The organism is Actinoplanes sp. NPDC049599 (genome assembly GCF_044465625.1).
GTDB lineage: Bacteria > Actinomycetota > Actinomycetes > Mycobacteriales > Micromonosporaceae > Actinoplanes.
In genome coordinates this window covers 216139-233332 of record NZ_JBITLX010000003.1, presented here as the reverse complement: position 1 = coordinate 233332, position 17194 = coordinate 216139, and the positions used below count along the sequence as shown (strand labels likewise).

Here is a 17194-nt window from a genome sequence, read left to right as displayed (position 1 = left end):
GTATCGAGGGTTCCGGCCGACGGTGCGGGTGCCCGGATGCGGTGGTGCGGCAGATAGGACGTTTCGCACTCAATGCCCCATTCGTTACATCCCCCGTGACGACATGGATGACCCCCGTCGGCGTGGCGTTGATCGTCGGTGGCATCACCACGCTCATCGTCTTTCGCGCCGCCCTCTTCCGCAGCGCCCGCCGAGAACAGCGCGCCGGCGAGGCCCGCCGCCGCGCCGGCATGGCGGCGGAACCCCGAACCGGCGCCGAAGCGGTGGACCGGAAGCCGCCGGAGCAGGCGGCTCGACGCGGAGGTGCCGCCCCGCCGGTCGAGGCGTCCGCCCCGCACTCCGTGCCGGGACCGGACCGCCGTAGAAGTCGCGGCTCGGCCGGTCGTGTCCCCACCGGCCGCCCGCCTGACGAGAACCACCTGTTCGAGGCGCCCGCGGCGATCACCGCCCCGGCCCGCGACGAACCGGGCCCGGCCTACGGTCCGCCCACCGACCTCCGCCTGATGGCCCTCGGGCTGCCCGGGGACGACGGCCCGGCCGACGATCCGGGCGAGCCCGCGGACCACGGCGGCGACCCGGAACTCGACATCGACCAGGACCTCGACCGCGCCGCGGACCCCGCCCGGGCGGACGAGCGGTCGTACGCGCTGGACCTGCCGGGGTTGGCGCTGCCCGAGGCCGAGCTGTCCGGCCCCTTCGACGCCGTGGCGGGTTCGGACGGCACCGGCACCTTCCCCGGCAGCTACGACGGCTCGCTGGCCGACGCCGACGAGACCGGCTTCGTCCCCGTCGCCGAGGGCCCAGCCGGCGCCGGCTGGGCCGAGCGGTCCGACCTGCGGTACGGCGACCGCGTCGAGGGCTGGGTGCGCCCGCAGTACCAGGACGAGCCCGAGCCGGTCGCCGGCGACTACTGGACCCCGGCACCGGCCGGTTCCTACGAGACCGAGTACGGCTGGCCCACCCCGGTCGAGCGGCTGCCCGAGGTGCCGCCCTATCCGCCGGCGACCGGGTTCGACGTACCGGCGGAGGCCGACGCGGAGCCCACCCGGCCGGTGTTGCAGTGGCCGCCGGCGCGCCCCGACGACCGGATCGAGCTGCCCCGGTCCTGGTCGCGGCGCGACGACACCGGCCCCGCCTTCCGCACCCCGGTGGAGCGCGACCAGCCGGCGGATCCGCGGCCGGCGGCGGAGCTGCCGCCGGAACCCGGCAGGTTCGGCAGCGAGGCGGCCTACCAGCAGGAGAACCCGGCCGGCCGGCGCCGCTTCGAGGAGGCGGACGACCGGGTGTTCCTCGGCGAGCAGGGCCTGGTCCTGGCCGCGAACCCGCATGCCGGCGAGCCCGCGCGGCGGGACGAGCCGGCCGAAGCGCGCCCGGTGCAGCAGGAGCAGGTCACCGGCCGGGGCCGGCCCGGCCGGGTCCCCGCCCGGCGTGGCCCGAGCGCCGGCGGCCCCTACGCCGCGCGCGAGGAGAGCCTGGAGGGCCCGATCTGGACGGTTCCGGACCTGCCCGACGCGGCCATGCCCGACTTCACCTGGTCCCCGGAGGACGACGGCCGCCGGTCGAACCGGCCGACCGTGGTGATGCGCCGCCGGCGGGGTCCGGCGGGCGCGCGTGCCGGCGACGACGCCACCCAGATGCTGCCGCCGATGGACCTGTCCCACCCGGACCCGCCGCGGGCCCGTCCGCGGCCGCGCCCGCGTCCCGGCAACGGCCCGGTGGAGTCGCGCAGCACCGTCTACGTGAGCCGGCACGCGGCCGAACCCAGCTGATCAGGCCGGGGCTAGGCTGGGTTGATGGCTCCCTCGCCCTACACGGACCTGGACCGGCCGCCGCTGGGTGAGCGCTCCTTGCAGCGGGCCCTCATCGTGCCCGGCGGTTTCTGGCAGCGCCTGGAGATCCGGGCCGAGACCGGCTCCACCAACGCCGATGCCGCGGCCGCCGGCCAGGCCGGCGCCGCCGAGGGGCTGGTCGTGGTGGCCGAGCGGCAGGTGGCCGGCCGGGGCCGGCGCGACCGGCAGTGGGTCTCGCCGCCGCGGGCCGGGCTGACGCTGAGCTTCCTGCTGCGGCCCGGGGTCGCCGACGCCGAGCGGGGCTGGGCCGCGGCGCCGCAGCGCACCTGGGGCTGGCTGCCGCTGCTGGCCGGGGTGGCGTTGCGGGAGACGGTGCAGCGGCTGGCCGAGCTCGACGCCGCCCTGAAGTGGCCGAACGACCTGCTGCTGCGCACCGCGCAGGGCGAGGCGAAGGCGGCCGGCATCCTGGCCGAGGTCTCCGGCGACGCGGTGGTGATCGGCATCGGCCTCAACGTCACCACCCGGCCCGAGGAGCTGCCCGGCACGACCGGCCTGCCGGCCACGTCCCTGCAGGCCGCGGGCGCCAAGGCCACCGACCGCGATCCGCTGCTGCGGGCGCTGCTGCGCGGCGTCGCCCGGTGGTACGGCGGCTGGCGCGAGACCGGCGGCGACGCCGAGATGTGCGGGCTGCTGGCCGCGTACCAGCGGGAGTGCGCGACGATCGGGCGGGACGTGCGGGTGCTGCTGCCCAACGCCGAGGAGTTCACCGGCACGGCGACCACGGTGGACGGTGACGGCTGCCTGGTGGTCCGTACGGCTGACGGCGAGCGGCGTGTCTCGGCCGGGGACGTGCTGCACGTACGCTGAGCCCGTGGCTTTCCCGGACGAGGTGCTGACCGACGAGGAAGAGGTCGTCCTCCATCTGCATCCGCACGCGCGGGCGGCCGTACGCCCGATCCTGGTCCTGCTGGTGGCCCTGGCCGCCGTGCTGCTGGTCTGGATCATGTTGCCGCCGACCACCGGTGGCCTGATCGGGGTCTCGCTGGTGGGCGCCCTGGCGCTGTTCATGGCGGTGACCCGCGGGGTGTGGCCGCTGCTGGTCTGGCGCGGCACCCACTACGTCTTCACCGACGAGCGGATCCTGCTGCAGGACGGGGTGATCGCCCGGGAGCGCCGCGACCTGCCGCTGAATCGGGTGAACGACCACGTGATGAGCCAGTCGCTGCTCGACCGGATGCTCGGCAGCGGCACCCTGCGGATCGACTCGATCGGGGACCGGAGCGCCGTGCTGGTCGCGGTGCCCCGCGTGCAGCAGGTGCAGACGCTGCTCTACCAGCTCATCGAGACCGACCGCGAGCTGCGCGGTGACGACGACGAGGACGACGAGGAGCCGGCGCCGGCCCCGGTGCGCGGCAGGCGCCGGTGAGCCTCAGACGGCACGCCGCTGCGCGTCGATCTCCTTGGCCAGTTCCTCGTCCAGGCTGCCGTCGACCTCGGCACTGAGCTCGGCCAGCCCGGCCGCCACGTCCAGCTCGGTCACCGCGGCCTCGTGGCCGTCGACGGGCGGCTTGAGGAAGACGAAGGTGCGGTAGGCCCAGAACCGGAAGACCGTCGCGACTGCGATGCCGAGCAGCGTGACCCCCATGAACAGGATCTCGTCGTGCTCCTCGGTAAGGCCGAAGCCGTACTTGCCGATGGTCACCGCGCCGGACTGGATGATCATGCCGACCAGGTTGAAGCCGAAGAACAGCGTGTACTCCCGGCGCAGGGCGCTGCGGGTGTGCTTGCGGTAGGTCCAGTACCTGTTCGCCAGGTACGCCAGCGTCGTGGTGACGATGGTGGCGATGATGCTCGCCTTGACGGCGCCGATGGGCAACAGGGCCCAGGTGATCGCCATGTAGAGCAGCGTGTTCGCGGCGCCGATCGAGCCGAAGGCGAGAGCCTCGGGGGCGAGGTGGCGCAGGCGTTCCGCCAGCGGGCGAGCTGAAGGCATTGGTCAACCTTACGGGGGGAATGGGCGGGGACAGCGGAGCCTGAGCTGCGATAAGTCCGACGTCACAAGCGCGGGACGGCACGCGGCGCGGCCGGCGGCGCCGACTGCGGGGTGCCGGGGTCGGCCGGGGCGGTGGCCACCGGCGGCGGCTCGGCGGGAACCGGCTCCGGGAGCACGGCGTCGCCGAACACAAACCGGCGGTAGGACCAGAAGCGGAACAGGGTGCCCACGGCGGTGCCCACGAACTGGCCGGAGATGTTGTCCGCGAGCGGGCTCTGGAATTCCGGCCAGATGGCGCCCAGGCCGTAGTGGCTGATCGCCAGGCAGGTCAGCCCGATGCCCAGGCCGACCCCGTTGAGCAGGAAGAACATCGTGTACTGCCGGGCCATGTTGCGGTGCTCGCGGTGCCGCCAGGTCCAGAACCGGTTGCCGGCGAACGCCACGGTGGTGGCCAGCACGGTGGAGATGGTCTTGGCCAGCAGCGACTCGAAGCCGGCCTGCAGCAGCACGTTGAAGATGGCGAGGTCGATCGCGAAGGCGATGCCGCCGACCGTGCCGAACTTGCTCAGCTCGCGCACGAGTGCCCCGAAGCGTGCCCGCAGCGCGGGCAGGAATGCGGCAGGCACGATCCCGACAGTACCGGGGCCGGTCACGGACCGCCGTTTTCGTGAGCGACTCTTAACCCATCCGCAGCGACGTGGTCACGCTGTTTGTACGGACGGTGACCCCGTTGATTGATCTCGGTGATCTCGGCGTGCCGCCCCCGGCAGCCCGCGCAGTAGGCCAGATGGGCCTCCAGCCGGACGGCCACCCGCGGCGCCACCCGGCCCCGGACGTGCCCGCCGAGCCGGTCGCCGGTCCACCGGCACTCGGGCGGCTCGGCCTCCGCCACGTGTTGCTGCAGGTAGAGCCGGCGCAGTCCCTCCCGGGCCCGGTGGGCGAGCACCGCCACCGCGTTCGGGGTGAGGCCGAGGTGCGGCGCCACCTCCGCCGGGCTGGCCCCCTCGACCTCGGTGCGCCACAGCACGTCCCGCCAGCGGTCCGGCAGCGCCCGGAAGGCCCGCGCGGCGTAGGTGCGTTCGAGCCGGTCGAGGGCCGGGTCCAGGAACGGCTCGCCCTCGTCGTAGCGGGTCAGGTCGTCGGTGAACTCCAGCCGCCGGTCCCGCCGGGCCCGGTGGTAACAGACGTGCCGCAGCGTCGTGTGCAGGTACGCGCGGAACGCCACCAGCGGCCCCCGCCCGGCCCGCAGGCTCGCGAAGACCTTGGCGAACGTCTCGGCGACCAGGTCGTCGGCGTCGGCGGGGTCGTGGACGAGCCCGTACGCCAGCGTCCGGGCGGCGGCCCGGTGGCGCTGGTAGAGAACGCCGTACGCCGCGGTGTCGCCCGCGCGGACGGCGGCCAGCAGGTCTGTGTCGGCATCGGTGTCACTGGCCGGGATGGTCATTCCTGCCTCCTGTAGTGGGGAGTGGGAGGAAAGCCCGAGTAGCGGCCAGCTTAGGACGTTTCGTCCGTTTTGTGAAAGTAGCCGATCGGCCGAGAAGAATGCATCGGCGCGACGCGGATGCGCGCTTGTGCGTCAACCGGCGAAGGATCAATCGTCATTGAGCACCGCGGCCGAAGTTTGTGCGGTTCTCCACAGGATTCGCCGATGAACTGAACGTTCCCTCGGCTTAGGCTGATGTGACTCCCGTGACATCAGCCGGTCCTCCGGCTGCTGAGTCACTGGTCAGTGCAGACCGAAGGGAATCACATGTCAGTGCCCCCCACTGCTCACACCAAGCTGCTGACCTGGGTGGACGAGGTTGCCGCCCTGACCACCCCGGACCGTGTCGTCTGGTGCGACGGTTCCGACGACGAGTGGACCCGGCTGACCGACGCGCTCGTCGACGCCGGCTCGCTGGTCCGCCTCGATCCCGTCAAGCGGCCCAACTCGTTCTGGGCCCGTACCGATCCCGGGGACGTCGCCCGGGTCGAGGAGCGCACGTTCATCTGCTCCGTCGACCCCGCCGACGCCGGCCCCACCAACAACTGGACCGCGCCCGCCGAGATGAAGGCGACGATGACGGAGCTGTACCGCGGCTGTATGCGCGGGCGCACCATGTACGTCGTCCCGTTCAGCATGGGACCGATCGACGCGGCCCACCCGATGTTCGGCGTCGAGATCACCGACAGCGCGTACGTGGTGGCCTCGATGAAGATCATGACCAGGATGGGCGCCCCCGTGCTGGCCGCGATGGGCACCGACGCCGACTTCGTGCCGGCGCTGCACTCGGTCGGCAAGCCGCTGGCCGACGGCGAGGCCGACGTGCCCTGGCCGTGCAGCGAGACCAAGTACATCTCGCACTTCCCGGAGACCCGGGAGATCTGGTCGTACGGCTCCGGCTACGGCGGCAACTCGCTGCTCGGCAAGAAGTGCTTCGCCCTGCGGATCGCCAGCGTCGCCGCCCGCGACGAGGGCTGGCTCGCCGAGCACATGCTGATCATGAAGCTGACCTCGCCCGCGGGCCAGGTCCGCTACATCGCCGGCGCGTTCCCCTCGGCGTGCGGCAAGACCAACCTGGCCATGCTGGAGCCGACCCTGCCGGGCTGGAAGGTCGAGACCGTCGGCGACGACATCGCCTGGATGCGGTTCGGCTCCGACGGGCGGCTCTGGGCCACCAACCCCGAGTACGGCCTCTTCGGCGTCGCGCCCGGCACCGACGAGCACACCAACCCCAACGCGATGCGCACGCTGGCCCGGGGCAACTCGATCTTCACCAACGTCGCCCGCACCGACGACGGCGACATCTGGTGGGAGGGCATGGGCGAGCCGCCCGCGCACCTCATCGACTGGAAGGGCAACGACTGGACACCGGAGTCCGAGTCGACGTCCAGCCACCCGAACAGCCGGTTCTGCACCCCGATCAACCAGTGCCCGATCCTCGCCCCGGAATACGACGACCCCCGTGGCGTACCGATCGACGCGATCCTCTTCGGCGGCCGGCGTAAGACCACCGTCCCGCTGGTCACCGAGGCCCGCGACTGGGTGCACGGGGTCTACTTCGGCGCCACCCTGTCGTCGGAGACCACCGCCGCGGCGGTCGGCCAGGTCGGCGTGGTCCGCCGCGACCCGATGGCGATGCTGCCGTTCATCGGCTACCACGCCGGTGACTACTTCAACCACTGGATCGAGATGGGCAAGGCCGCTTCCGGCGACGCCGCGAAGCTGCCGAAGATCTTCTACGTCAACTGGTTCCGCCGGGACGCCGACGGCGGCTTCCTCTGGCCCGGGTTCGGCGATAACTCGCGGGTGCTCAAGTGGATCGTCGAGCGCCTGGACGGCACCGCCGACGCGGTGGAGACCCCGATCGGCCACGTGCCGACCCCGGACGCCCTGGACGTCAGCGGGCTGGACCTCAGCCGCGAGCAGCTCGAGGCCGTGCTGCGCGTGGACGCGGACGAGTGGCGGGCCGAGATCCCGCAGGTCGAGGAGTGGTTCGCCAAGTTCGGCGACAAGCTGCCGACCGTGCTCTGGTCCGAACTCGACGCACTGAAGTCCCGCCTCAACGCCGGCTGACACCCCGCGCCCGCCTCGGGAGTGAGGCGGGCGCGGCCTGGGTACCTTCGGCCCGTGACCCGTCCGACCGCCCCACCGCCGCCCCTGACCGGACTGAAGGCCATCCCCGACATCCGCCCGCCCGCGGTCCGCGTGCTGACCTGGCTGCTGGTCGCGACGGCGGCGGCGACCGTCGGGGTCGAGCTGCTCAATCTCTGGTACGCGCCGGAGCACGGTTTCGGGCTCGGCATCCGCACGGGCTGGGCGTTGCTCCGTACCCTGGGCTGGTTGATCTTGATCTGGCACGTGCGGCGCAGCCGCGCGGTGTCCCGGCCGCTCGGGCTGATCCTCGCCGTGACCACCGTCTTCGCCGTCGGCCGGCTGCTCGTGCCGCGCGACGGCGCGCCGCCCACGGCCGGCCTGATCGGGTTCGGCGTGCTGACGCTGCTCTGCCTCACCGTCGTGGTGCTGCTCTACCGGCACCCCACCGTGCGCGGTCACCTGGTGCGCTATCCCGCCAAGCTGGTCGCCACCCGCAAGGGGCTGGAGTGGCGCGAATCCGCGCCGCGGCGCCCACCGGTGGCCGCCTGGGTGATCACCGCCCGGGTCGCGGCGTTCACCTACAGCCCGCTGATCCTGGTGCCGGCGGTGATCTCGGTGGGCGAGCTGGGCCGGCGGCCCGAGTACATCCTGGCGGTGGTGTTCTGGATCTTCGTGGGCATCGGCGCCAGCTATGCGGTGCTGCTCACCACCTTCTTCCTCCAGCGCGGCAAGGCCTGGGCCCGGCAGCTGATGGTCTGGGTCAGCCTGGGCGTGCTCGTGATCGACCTGCCGCTCTGCTACCTGCTGCTCGGCGCCGACGGCCTGATCCGCGACGGCGCCCCGCTGGTCGCGGCCGCGGTGCTGGCCTGCTACGCGATCTGGCGCGCCGGCCGCACAGCCGCCGCCGCCGGCCCCACCACCCAAGACCCTGCCGCTACCCCGGCCCCGGCATGACAACCCCCGCCGGCCTGGGCCGGAGCCGGGTGGCCGGATGACGGCGGAGACGGTTGACGTCGCGGTGGTCGGGGCCGGGCCCGCCGGTGCGGCCGCCGCGCTGGCCGCGCGCCGGGCCGGTGCGTCCGTGCTGCTGCTGGACAAGGCCGACTTCCCCCGGGACAAGCCGTGCGGTGACGGCATCGCCGCCGACGCCGTCGACGTGCTCGAAGGGCTCGGGGTCACCGGTGTCACCGACGGGTATCGGCCCGTGACGGCGCTGCGGCTGATCGGTCCGGGCGGGGCCGAGGTGGCCCGGCCGCTGCCCCGCGCCGCGCACACCGTGCCGCGCCGGGTCTTCGACGAGCGGCTGGTGCGGGCCGCCGTCGCGCAGGGCGCCGAGCTGCGCAGGCACACCGTGCGCGAGGTTCGTCCCGGTCCCGGCGGCGTGACCCTCGACGGCCTGGTCACCGCGCGGGTGGTGATCGGGGCGGACGGCGCCGGTTCGGTGGTGCGGCGCGCGCTCGGCCACCCGGTCAACCCCGGCGGGCACCTGGCCATCGCGATCCGCGGGTACGCCCCCGCGATCGGCGCCGAGCAGCTCATCCGGACCACGAGCGCGCGCTGGCCCGCATACGCCTGGTCCTTCCCGATCGGCGACGGCACCGCCAACGTCGGCTACGGCGAGACGTTGCGGGGGACGCCGCTGACGAAGGCGTACCTGCTGGAGCGGCTGGGGGAGCTGCTGCCCGGCGGCACGCCGACCGGCCTGCGCGCCCACCACCTGCCGTTGTCCACCCGCCGGCCGCCGCCGGGCCGCGGCCCGGTGCTGCTGGCCGGCGACGCGCTGTCGCTGATCAACCCGTTCACCGGCGAGGGCATCTTCTACGCCGTGCTCTCCGGCGCGCTGGCCGGCGCGGCCGCCGCCGCGGGACCGGAGCGCGCGGCCGAGCGGTACGCCGCCGCCTTGACCGGCCGGCTCGGCCGGCACCTGCGGCACTCGGGGTTCGCGGCGCTGCTGACCCGCCGGCCGGGAGTGGTCGACGCCGCGGTCCGGGCCGCCCGCCGAGATGGTGCGGTTTTCCGCCGGATGGTGGATCTGGGGCTCGGTGACGGGGTTTTCGACCTTCGCACGATCGGACGCATCGGGAGCGCGCTGCTGCACCGGGGTGACTCGCCCTCTTGAGCCGCGGCGCGTGCTGGATAGGCTTGCGGGGATGAGTCTGCGGTCCCTGGTCTATTCGCTGTACGAACGACGGCTCGCCGGCAAGCTCGCCGGCAAGCCGGTGCCGCAGCATGTCGGGGTGATGTGCGACGGCAACCGCCGCTGGGCCCGCGAGATGGGCTACGTCGACCCGAACGACGGCCACCGGGTCGGCGCGGTGCGGATCAAGGAGCTGCTCGGCTGGTGCGACCAGGCCGGGATCAAGCACGTCACGCTCTATCTGCTGGCCACCGACAACCTGCAGCGCCCCGCCGCCGAGCTGGACCCGCTGGTCAAGATCATCGAGGACCTGGCGACCGAGCTGGCCGAGGACGGCAACCCGTGGCGGCTGCGCATCGTCGGCGCGCTCGACGTGCTGCCCGCACCCACCGCGACCGTCCTGAAGGCCGCCCAGGAGAAGACCGCAACCCGCACCGAGGGCGTCGAGGTCAACCTCGCGGTCGGCTACGGCGGCCGGCGGGAGATCACCGACGCCGTGCGCTCGCTGCTCTACGAGCAATCCGCGGCCGGCCGCACGCTGGAGGAGCTCGCCGAGATGCTCGACGTCGAGCACATCGCCGAGCACCTCTACACCAAGGGACAGCCCGACCCCGACCTGGTCATCCGCACGAGCGGGGAGCAGCGGCTGTCCGGTTTCCTGCTCTGGCAGTCGGCGCACTCGGAGTTCTACTTCCACGACGCAAACTGGCCGGACTTCCGCCGGACGGACTTCCTGCGGGCGCTCCGCTCGTACGCGGGACGCCAGCGGCGCTACGGCGCCTGAGGCTGTTCAGCGCGAGCACCCCGATGACGATCGTGATGCCCGCCCACTCGTGCGGGCGCAGCGCCTGGCCGAGCAGCACCAGCCCGGCCAGGGCGGCCAGCACCGGGTGCACGCTCATGAACATCCCGAAGAACCGCGCCGGCACCCGGCGCAGGGCGATCAGATCCAACGCGTACGGCAGTGAGCTGAGCACCCCGGCCCCGGCGGCATACGCCAGTCCCGTGGTGCCAAAACGCCCCTGTGCGAGAAGTGTCACAGCAACCGGCAGATAGCCCAGCGCGGAGATCGTCGTCGCCACCGCGGTCGCCTCGATCCCCGGCACCCGTGCCCCCAGCACCCGGTTCAGCACGATGTACGCCGCCCAGCACCCCGCCGCCAGCAGCGCGCACCCGATGCCGGCCCAGTCGCTGGACGGGCCCGGCCGCACCAGCACGTAGACCCCGGCACCGGCCGCGACCGCGCACACCAGGTCGAACCGGGTCCGGGAGCCGGCCAGCGCCAGCGCCAGCGGCCCGAGCACCTCCAGTGTCACCGCCAGGCCCAGCCCGATCCGGTCGACCGCCGTGTAGAGGCTCAGGTTCATCACCGCGAACACGCCGGCCAGCAGCAGCGTCGGCCACCACTGCGGCCAGGTGAAGCGGCGCACGTCCGGCCGGGCCACCGCCAGCAGTGCCGCCGCGGCGACGAACTGGCGCACCGCGACCACCCCGGCGGGCCCCACGCCGGCGAACGCGTGCGCGCCCAGCGCCGCACCGACCTGATTGCAGGCCGCGCTGCCCAGCATGACGGCGAGCCCTGTTGATCTCATGCTGCCGAGCCTTCGCCCGGCCGGCCGCGAAGAGAAATGCCGGCGACGGCGGATCGATACGCTCGGCGCATGGATTTGCGGCAGCTCAGAGCCTTTGTCGCGGTGGTGGACGCGGGCACCTTCACGGACGCGGGGGCCGTTCTGGGGATCTCGCAGGCGTCGGTCTCGCGTTCGGTCGCCGCGCTGGAGGCGGCGCTGGGCACCCGGCTGCTGCAGCGCACCACCCGGCACGTCGCGCTGACCGCCACCGGCGCCCGGGTGGCCGCCCAGGCCCGGCGCATCCTCGAGGAGTTGGCCCACCTGGAGCGGATCGTCGCGGAGGCGCGCACCGAGGTGCGCGTCGGCTTCGCCTGGGCGGCGCTGGGCCGGCACACCCGGCGGTTGCAGAAGGCGTGGGCCGCTGTGCATCCCGGCGTACCACTGGTGTTCGTGCAGGTCAACGATCCGACGGCGGGTCTGGCGGCGGGTGCGGCCGACCTCGCGGTGATCCGCCGCCCGCTCGACGACCCCCGCTTCGCCACCACCGAGATCGGCCGGGAGTCCCGGTACGCGGCGGTGGCCACGGACAGCGCGCTGGCCCGCCGCCGCTCCCTGCGGGTGGAGGACCTGTCCCGGTACACGGTGGCGATCGACAGCCGGACCGGCACCACGACGCTGGGCCTGTGGCCGGCGGACGCCCGGCCCACCTCGGTGCGGGAGACGCCGGCGGTGGACGAATGGCTGACGCTGATCGCCGCCGGGCAGGCCGTGGGGGTCACCGCCGAGGCGACGGCGCACCAGTACCCGCGCCCGGGCGTCGCCTACCGGGTGCTGCGGCAGGTGCCACCGATCTCGGTGCGGCTGGCGTGGTGGCGTGACGACCCGCCGGACCAGCTGACCGAAGTGATCACGCTGGCCCGGGCCGCCTACGGCTGGTCAGCGGCGGAAGGCGGTCAGGGCGTCGGCGAGGAAGCCGGCGACCGCCTCGGGTGACTCCAGGGTCAGGTCGGCGGCGCTGGAGACCTCTGCGCCGGTCTCCGGGTTGGCCACCGCGACGCACATGCCGAAGAAGTCGGGGTCGACGGCCTCGCGGGCGCGCAGCGCGTCGAACGCCTTGATGTCGGACATGTCGTCGCCGAAATACCAGGCGCAGCGGGCGTTCAGCACGCCCTCGCCGATCACCATGCCCTTGTCCTGGTCGACCGGCGGCTTCAGCTCGACGACCATCCGGCCGCCCTGGATCCGCAGGCCCACGCGTTCGGCCTGCTCGTGGCCCCAGCGCTCGACCGTCTGGGCCAGCTGCGGCGCGGTGCGGTAGTGCAGGGCGACCGAGAGCCGCTTGTATTCCACCAGGATCTGCTCGGGCAGCTCGGCGCGGGCGCGCTCGGCCAGCTGCTCCATCGCCGGCACCCAGGGCAGCGCGGCGGGCTCGGTGACCACCTCGCCGTCGTGCCACACCTCGAGGCCGTACAGCCCGTAGAGGTCGACGTGGGCCAGCGAGGAGAAGCGCGAGCGCAGGAAGCTCACCGGGCGGGCCGAGACGATGGCCACCCGGGCGACCGCGCCGGCCAGCTCGTCGAGCACGCCCAGCACCGACGGCACGGGCTGGGAGGCGTCGGGATCGTCGGTCACCGGCGAGAGCACGCCGTCGAAGTCGAAGAAGAGGGTCGTGTCATCGGCCCGTGAGGCAGTGAACTGCCAGGCCTCGGCGGCGCTCAGCGGGTGCGTGGGACGCGCGTGGTGCTGCTCGGACTCAGGCACGAGTACCAGCCTACCTGCAACGGAGCCCGGTGCACGTCGGCGTGACGGCGGGGAATTGGCGGATCACGCGGGTACTACCGCCGGTGGCACTTGACCGCTAGCGTTCTAGTCATGGCACGGGGTCATCCCGGGCCAACCGGTCGGCCCGGACCTGCGACAAGAGCGCCACGGGGCCCCGCATCCCGGCTCCGTGCCAGGCACGGGCGCCGGACGTGGCGGACCGCGGGCGGACCGGGTTGCACGCCCGCTGGAGCAGGCCTGTGACATCTCGCCGTACTGACGCCGGGGCTTCGCACGACCCGGCCGCCACCGTCTCCAGCAGCCGCGCCGGCACGGGACGCAGGACGTCCCGCGACCGGCACGCCGACGCGGAGCCCGCCCCAGCCGGCCGGGTCTTCGTTCTGGACACCTCGGTCCTGCTGTCCGACCCGGCGGCGTTCCGCCGGTTCACCGATCATGAGGTGGTCATCCCCCTCGTGGTGATCTCCGAGCTGGAGGACAAGCGGCACCACCCCGAGCTCGGCTGGTTCGCCCGGCAATCGCTGCGCATGCTCGACGAGCTGCGCATCAAGTTCGGCCGGCTGGACCATCCCGTGCTCTGCAACGACGAGGGCGGCACGGTCCGCGTGGAGCTCAACCACGCCGACCAGAGCGTGCTGCCACAGGGCTTCCGCAACGACTCGAACGACACCCGGATCCTGTCCGTGGCGCTCGGGCTGACCGCCGACGGCCGCGACGTCACGCTGGTCAGCAAGGACATGCCGCTGCGGGTCAAGGCCGCCTCGGTCGGCCTGACCGCGGACGAGTACCGGCACGGCCAGGCCAGCGACCCGACCTGGGTCGGCATGGCCGACCTCAAGCTGTCCGAGGACCAGGTCGCCCAGCTGTACGCGGGTGACGAGCTGGAGCTGGAGGACGCGGACGCGCTGCCCTGCCACACCGGCCTGGTGATCCACTCGGTCCGTGGCTCGGCGCTGGGCCGGGTCAACCCGGACAAGACCGTGCGCCTGGTCCGGGGTGACCGGGAGGCGTTCGGCATCCGGGGCCGCTCGGCGGAGCAGCGGGTCGCGCTGGACCTGCTGCTGGACGAGTCGATCGGGATCGTCTCGCTGGGTGGCCGGGCCGGCACCGGCAAGTCCGCGCTGGCGCTGTGCGCGGGCCTCGAGGCGACCATGGAGCGCAACCGCCACAAGAAGGTCATCGTCTTCCGCCCGCTCTACGCCGTCGGTGGCCAGGAGCTCGGTTATCTGCCGGGCAGCGAGTCGGAGAAGATGTCGCCCTGGGCGCAGGCGGTCTTCGACACGCTCGGCGCGGTGGTGCACGCCAACGTGATGGAGGAGGTCATGGCGCGGGGCCTGCTCGAGGTGCTGCCGCTGACCCACATCCGGGGCCGCAGCCTGCACGACGCCTTCGTGATCGTCGACGAGGCGCAGTCGCTGGAACGCAACGTGCTGCTCACGGTGCTCTCCCGGATCGGGCAGGGCTCCCGGGTGGTGCTCACCCACGACGTCGCCCAGCGCGACAACCTGCGGGTGGGCCGGCACGACGGCGTGACGGCGGTGATCGAGGCGCTGAAGGGTCATCCCATCTTCGCCCATGTCACCCTGACGAGGTCCGAGCGCTCGCCGATCGCAGAGGTCGTCACCGATCTCCTGGAGGACATCCCGCAGTAACGCTGCGTTGCCGGGTGAGGCGGGGATCCGAGGGGTCCCCGCCTCACGCTGCGAAGAGGGCCGACTACATAAAGTGAGATTGTCGTTACCTCGAAAGTGAGAGAAATGGCGGGTATTTGCCCGGATTAACTCCTAAACGCCCTGTGATTCATTTCACAGGTGCGCGTCGTCATTTCACATCCCCTTCACCGTGCGCCATGGTGGCTGGCGAGCATCATTCGCGTGGCCCGGCAGGTCGGAGATCGACTTGGCGGTCACCGTGACCGGCGGAAGACATGCCGGTCGCGCGACCCGAGGGGTCGACGATGCTCGCGGCGGAAATGTCGCCGGGATTCGTCCCGGTGAATGCCCGCCGCGTCATTGCCCCCAACGAAGGGATACTTCGTGAATCGGCTCTGGAGCCGGGTCGGAATCCGTGTGGCCTCGGTGGGCCTGCTTGTCGCAGGCGTGATCGGCGGGGTCTACCTCGGTCAGGACCAGGAAGTCCAGGCGCAGAGCGCCCAGGCCAGTCTCACCGTCCAGGCGGACGCGGACGAGATGCAGCTCCTCAAGGAGCGGCACGGCCAGCACGCGGCGGCTCGCGCTTACCAGCGTGAGGCCGAGGACGAGGCGGCCACCAAGGCCGCCGCGGAGGCCAAGATCGCGGCCGGCAAGGCCCGCACCGTCGAGAAGAAGCTGATCGAGAAGAAGGCGGCCGAGAAGAAGGCCGAGGAGGCCAAGAAGGCCGAATCCGGCGGTGGTTCCGGCGCGACGGTGCCGTACACCGGCCCGATCCCGGACTCCTGCAACGAGTACAGCGGCAACCGGGAGACCGGCTGCGCGCTGATGCTCAAGGCCGGCTTCAAGATCGACCAGTTCCCGTGCCTGGACAAGCTGTGGAAGAAGGAGAGCGGCTGGAACCACCGCGCCTCCAACGCCAGCTCGGGCGCGTACGGCATCCCGCAGTCGCTGCCCGGCTCGAAGATGGCCTCGGAGGGCTCGGACTGGAAGACCAACCCGGCCACCCAGATCAAGTGGGGCCTCGGTTACATCAAGGGCCGGTACAACACCCCGTGCAACGCGTGGTCGCACTCGCAGAACACGGGTTGGTACTGATCCAGACCTGACAAAAGGGGTACGCGCTTGGGCGCGTACCCCTTTTGCGGTCATGGACCGTGATCAAATGTCTGTATGGTCCGGAAAGTCGCCTCGGTGGTTGTGCTCGGAGTTCTTGCCTGCGTGCTTTCCGCGAGCCAGATAGCGGCCCGGGCCGCCGACCACAGCGAGCCGGCCCGTGCGGTCGTCGGCGGTGACCTGGCCCCGGCCGGCCGCTTCCCGTGGATGGTGCGGCTCTCGATGGGCTGCGGCGGGGTGCTGACCGCGCCCGGCGTGGTGCTCACCGCCGGTCACTGCGTCACCGGCACCGGCAAGGACAAGACCGTCGAGGTGACCGCCGGCACCACCGACCTCAAGTCGCGGGACGCGGTCAAGGCGCGCTCGGTCGCGGTGATCCGGGCCGGCGGCTTCCGCGACGAGACCCGCGGCGACGACTGGGCGCTGATCAAGCTGGACCGCACGCTCGACCTGCCGGTGCTGGACCTCAGCCGCGGCGGCGCCGAGGAGGGCGGCCCGATGACCATCGTCGGGTGGGGACAGACCAGCGAGGCCTCGCTGCACCAGCAGACCAAGCTCCGGTACGCCAGCGTGCCGATCGTCGGCGACAAGGACTGTGCCCGGGCGTACCGGAGGGTCGGGGTGAAGCTCGTCGAGAAGGAAGCGATCTGCGCCGGCGGCCCCAGCGCCGACACCTGCCAGGGTGACTCCGGCGGGCCGATGGTGCACGAGACGGCCGACCACCGGTTTGTGCAGGTCGGCATCGTGAGCTTCGGCCTCGGCTGCGCCCGCCGCGGCTACCCCGGCGTCTACACCCAGATCTCCCGGTTCCGCAACGACATCCGGGCAGCCACCCGCAAGCTGAGCTAACCGTGGCCGATCCGACACTCACCGGGTTGGCGTGGGTGGCGTCGATCGGCAACCATCGGGGGATGAGTTACCCCGGGGAGCGCGAGGATCAGGCGGCGAGATTCGGTTCCGAGGCTTTCTTCGCCTCGATCGGCCGCGCCTTCGTGGCGATGTGCGCCGTCATCCCGGTGCTGTTCCTGATCGAGGCCATCGACGTGGGCATCGGCGCCGGTCGGCTCGACGTGGCCGGCGGCATCATCCCGCACCGCATCGACGGCCTGGACGGGGTGATCTTCAGCCCGTTCCTGCACGCCGGCTGGGACCACCTCTACGGCAACAGCATCCCGCTGATCCTGGTCGGCACCTTCGCCCTGGCCGGCGGCACCCGCCGGTTCCTCTGGTCGACGCTGGTGATCGTGCTGGTCAGCGGCTTCGGGGTGTGGATCATCGGAGACCCGAGCAGCGTCGTGGTCGGCGCCAGCGGGGTCGTCTTCGGCTACCTGGGCCTGCTCGTCACCCGCGGCCTGGTGGAGCGCAGCTGGTGGAACCTCGGCGTGGCCGCGTTCATCGGCCTGCTGTACTGGTACCAGCTCTACAACGTGCTGCCGACCGACCAGCCGATCTCCTGGCAGGGGCACCTGCTGGGCCTGCTCGGCGGGGTGATCGCGGCGATCATCTTCCGGCGCCGGCGGGTCCGCCCGGTCCCGGCCCTCTACGGCCCCGGCAGCCCCACGCTCACCGACCTCTGAGC

General features: G+C 72.4%; 16 protein-coding genes and 1 pseudogene. 12 read left to right on the top strand and 5 right to left on the bottom strand.

All coding sequences use genetic code 11. From position 1 onward, the window contains the following. Window positions 1-107 precede the first annotated feature (107 nt). Genes ACIBQZ_RS07295 through ACIBQZ_RS07285 form a run of 3 tightly spaced genes read left to right on the top strand, consistent with a single transcriptional unit; the run spans window position 108 to window position 3216 of the window. Window positions 108-1769 carry a hypothetical protein gene (locus ACIBQZ_RS07295; protein ID WP_396087592.1) on the top strand — a complete coding sequence of 554 codons (1662 nt, stop codon included), beginning with the start codon at window positions 108-110 and terminating at the stop codon, window positions 1767-1769. Window positions 1770-1793: 24 nt separating this feature from the next. Next, window positions 1794-2657, top strand: a complete 864-nt coding sequence (locus ACIBQZ_RS07290) for a biotin--[acetyl-CoA-carboxylase] ligase (protein WP_396087591.1) — start codon at window positions 1794-1796, stop codon at window positions 2655-2657. Window positions 2658-2661: 4 nt separating this feature from the next. Beyond that, entirely contained in the window at window positions 2662-3216 is a 555-nt protein-coding gene (locus tag ACIBQZ_RS07285) for a PH domain-containing protein (RefSeq protein ID WP_396087590.1), read from the top strand. 3 nt (window positions 3217-3219) lie between these two features. On the opposite strand, the gene ACIBQZ_RS07280 is transcribed toward ACIBQZ_RS07285, so the two are convergent. The 3 genes from ACIBQZ_RS07280 to ACIBQZ_RS07270 all read right to left on the bottom strand — a co-directional run bounded on the left by ACIBQZ_RS07280 (window position 3220) and on the right by ACIBQZ_RS07270 (window position 5227). After that, window positions 3220-3783 carry a GtrA family protein gene (locus ACIBQZ_RS07280; protein WP_396087589.1) on the bottom strand — a complete coding sequence of 188 codons (564 nt, stop codon included), beginning with the start codon at window positions 3781-3783 and terminating at the stop codon, window positions 3220-3222. Window positions 3784-3845: 62 nt separating this feature from the next. Then, entirely contained in the window at window positions 3846-4436 is a 591-nt protein-coding gene (locus tag ACIBQZ_RS07275; RefSeq protein ID WP_396087588.1) for a GtrA family protein, read from the bottom strand. Beyond that, window positions 4433-5227, bottom strand: coding sequence for a sigma-70 family RNA polymerase sigma factor (locus ACIBQZ_RS07270; protein ID WP_396087587.1), 795 nt, complete (start codon window positions 5225-5227; stop codon window positions 4433-4435). The genes ACIBQZ_RS07275 and ACIBQZ_RS07270 overlap by 4 nt, the downstream gene beginning before the upstream one ends. Window positions 5228-5533: 306 nt before the next feature. On the opposite strand from ACIBQZ_RS07270, the gene ACIBQZ_RS07265 reads away from it, so the two are divergent. From ACIBQZ_RS07265 to ACIBQZ_RS07250, 4 genes are read left to right on the top strand one after another with little or no spacing between them, the layout of a single operon-like run. Next, on the top strand, window positions 5534-7339 hold the full coding sequence (locus tag ACIBQZ_RS07265) for a phosphoenolpyruvate carboxykinase (GTP) (RefSeq protein ID WP_396087586.1): 1806 nt from the start codon (window positions 5534-5536) through the stop codon (window positions 7337-7339). 54 nt (window positions 7340-7393) lie between these two features. Then, entirely contained in the window at window positions 7394-8314 is a 921-nt protein-coding gene (locus tag ACIBQZ_RS07260; protein ID WP_396087585.1) for a hypothetical protein, read from the top strand. A gap of 37 nt (window positions 8315-8351) precedes the next feature. Beyond that, window positions 8352-9479 (top strand): NAD(P)/FAD-dependent oxidoreductase, encoded by a 1128-nt coding sequence (locus tag ACIBQZ_RS07255; RefSeq protein ID WP_396087584.1) that lies wholly within the window; start codon window positions 8352-8354, stop codon window positions 9477-9479. Window positions 9480-9510: 31 nt separating this feature from the next. Continuing rightward, window positions 9511-10281 (top strand): isoprenyl transferase, encoded by a 771-nt coding sequence (locus ACIBQZ_RS07250; protein ID WP_396087583.1) that lies wholly within the window; start codon window positions 9511-9513, stop codon window positions 10279-10281. Window positions 10282-10297: 16 nt separating this feature from the next. On the opposite strand, the pseudogene ACIBQZ_RS07245 reads toward ACIBQZ_RS07250, so the two are convergent. Continuing rightward, window positions 10298-10864: pseudogene (locus tag ACIBQZ_RS07245) on the bottom strand (EamA family transporter); the annotation flags it as partial. A gap of 294 nt (window positions 10865-11158) precedes the next feature. On the opposite strand from ACIBQZ_RS07245, the gene ACIBQZ_RS07240 reads away from it, so the two are divergent. Then, entirely contained in the window at window positions 11159-12061 is a 903-nt protein-coding gene (locus ACIBQZ_RS07240; protein WP_396087582.1) for a LysR family transcriptional regulator, read from the top strand. On the opposite strand, the gene otsB is transcribed toward ACIBQZ_RS07240, so the two are convergent. Beyond that, window positions 12005-12829 carry a trehalose-phosphatase gene (gene otsB / locus ACIBQZ_RS07235; RefSeq protein ID WP_396087581.1) on the bottom strand — a complete coding sequence of 275 codons (825 nt, stop codon included), beginning with the start codon at window positions 12827-12829 and terminating at the stop codon, window positions 12005-12007. The genes ACIBQZ_RS07240 and otsB overlap by 57 nt on opposite strands. 260 nt (window positions 12830-13089) lie before the next feature. Here otsB and ACIBQZ_RS07230 point away from each other — a divergent pair, with 260 nt between their 5' ends. The 4 genes from ACIBQZ_RS07230 to ACIBQZ_RS07215 all read left to right on the top strand — a co-directional run bounded on the left by ACIBQZ_RS07230 (window position 13090) and on the right by ACIBQZ_RS07215 (window position 17192). After that, a complete protein-coding gene (locus ACIBQZ_RS07230) occupies window positions 13090-14502 on the top strand; it encodes a PhoH family protein (RefSeq protein ID WP_396087580.1) in 1413 nt (470 codons plus the stop codon). A 384-nt stretch (window positions 14503-14886) separates the two neighbouring features. Next, a complete protein-coding gene (locus tag ACIBQZ_RS07225) occupies window positions 14887-15597 on the top strand; it encodes a lytic transglycosylase domain-containing protein (protein WP_396087579.1) in 711 nt (236 codons plus the stop codon). Window positions 15598-15720: 123 nt separating this feature from the next. Beyond that, window positions 15721-16464: a S1 family serine peptidase gene (locus tag ACIBQZ_RS07220; RefSeq protein ID WP_396087578.1), complete on the top strand. Its 744-nt coding sequence runs from the start codon at window positions 15721-15723 to the stop codon at window positions 16462-16464. 62 nt (window positions 16465-16526) lie between these two features. Beyond that, a complete protein-coding gene (locus ACIBQZ_RS07215; RefSeq protein WP_396087577.1) occupies window positions 16527-17192 on the top strand; it encodes a rhomboid family intramembrane serine protease in 666 nt (221 codons plus the stop codon). Window positions 17193-17194: the final 2 nt, after the last annotated feature.